The sequence below is a fragment of the Myroides sp. N17-2 genome (assembly GCF_002286775.1).
Lineage (GTDB): Bacteria > Bacteroidota > Bacteroidia > Flavobacteriales > Flavobacteriaceae > Flavobacterium.
In genome coordinates, this window is sequence record NZ_NSGJ01000063.1 from 1 (window position 1) to 1,222 (window position 1,222).

1 protein-coding gene and 1 tRNA gene are annotated in these 1,222 nt (G+C 32.2%); one reads left to right on the forward strand and one right to left on the reverse strand.

Annotation, left to right across the window (positions count from 1 at the left end; translation table 11 throughout):
- The first annotated feature begins 29 nt into the window (after positions 1 to 29).
- Complete coding sequence (locus CF599_RS17925; RefSeq protein ID WP_121967322.1) at positions 30 to 983, forward strand: transposase; 954 nt, start codon at positions 30 to 32, stop codon at positions 981 to 983.
- Positions 984 to 1,098: 115 nt separating this feature from the next.
- Here CF599_RS17925 and CF599_RS17930 read toward each other — a convergent pair.
- A tRNA-Pro gene (locus CF599_RS17930) sits at positions 1,099 to 1,173 on the reverse strand.
- Positions 1,174 to 1,222: the final 49 nt, after the last annotated feature.

Here is a 1,222-nt window from a genome sequence, read left to right on the forward strand (position 1 = left end):
TAGATACTAAGGCAAGTGATTGTCATACAATAGGAGGTTTCTTTAATATTGATGGTAAAAAACTACAACGCCAATACAAAGATTCACTAAGTGATTTTCAAGCTTGGGAACATAAAGAACACGCTAAAGACTATCTTCTTTTTCCTGAAAACATAGGACCTAAACTATCAATAGACGAAACAGCTTTGTCAAAAGGTGAGCTCTATACAATTATTACAAACAAATATAGTAAAGGTAAAAAAGGGAGTATAGTAGCAATTTTTTCTGGCACTAAAGTAGAGCCTATTATAGAGAAGCTTCTTACAATCTCCTCTAAGACAAGATCTAAAGTTAAGGAGATAACACTTGATATGGCTAATTCTATGAAAAAAATTGTTACGAAGTGCTTTGTTAATGCAACACAAGTAACAGATCGTTTTCATGTACAGAAACTAGTAAATGAAGCATTACAAGATATTAGAATACAAGAACGTTGGAATGCTTCAGATATTGAAAACAACTTAATCCTACAAGCTAAAAAAGAAGGTAAACAATTTATTCCAATAGAATTTGATAATGGAGATACAGCTAAGCAACTACTTATAAGAAGTAGATATCTGCTAACTATGGATCCAAGTAAATGGACAATTAATCAGAAACAAAGAGCAGATATACTATTTAATCAATATCCTTTGATTAAACAAGCTTATGATGTAGCGCAACACTTAAGAATAATATATAACACAACCACAGTAAAAGAAGTAGCTTATACTAAACTCGCTCATTGGTACAATGATGTTATGAAGATTAATTTAAAACAATTCGGCACTGTTATCAATACAATGCAAATCAATTATAAAACCATTCTTAACTATTTTGATAATAGAAGTACCAATGCTTCTGCAGAATCATTTAATGCCAAAATTAAAGCATTCAGAGCTCAGTTTAGAGGTGTAAGAGATATTGATTTCTTTTTATACAGATTGACTAAGCTTTATGCGTAAACACAACTTTTGAGATTGATCCCCAATTTGATCCTTATTATGGTATATTTAAAAATAAAAAAAACCGTAAATAATTAATATTTACGGTTTTATTAGCAATTTAATGCTCTATAAGTCGGGGTGGCAGGATTCGAACCTGCGACCTCCTGCTCCCAAAGCAGGCGCGATGACCGGGCTACGCTACACCCCGATTAAGGTCATCTATTTATTTCAATACACTAAGTTTTTTCGTCGGGGTG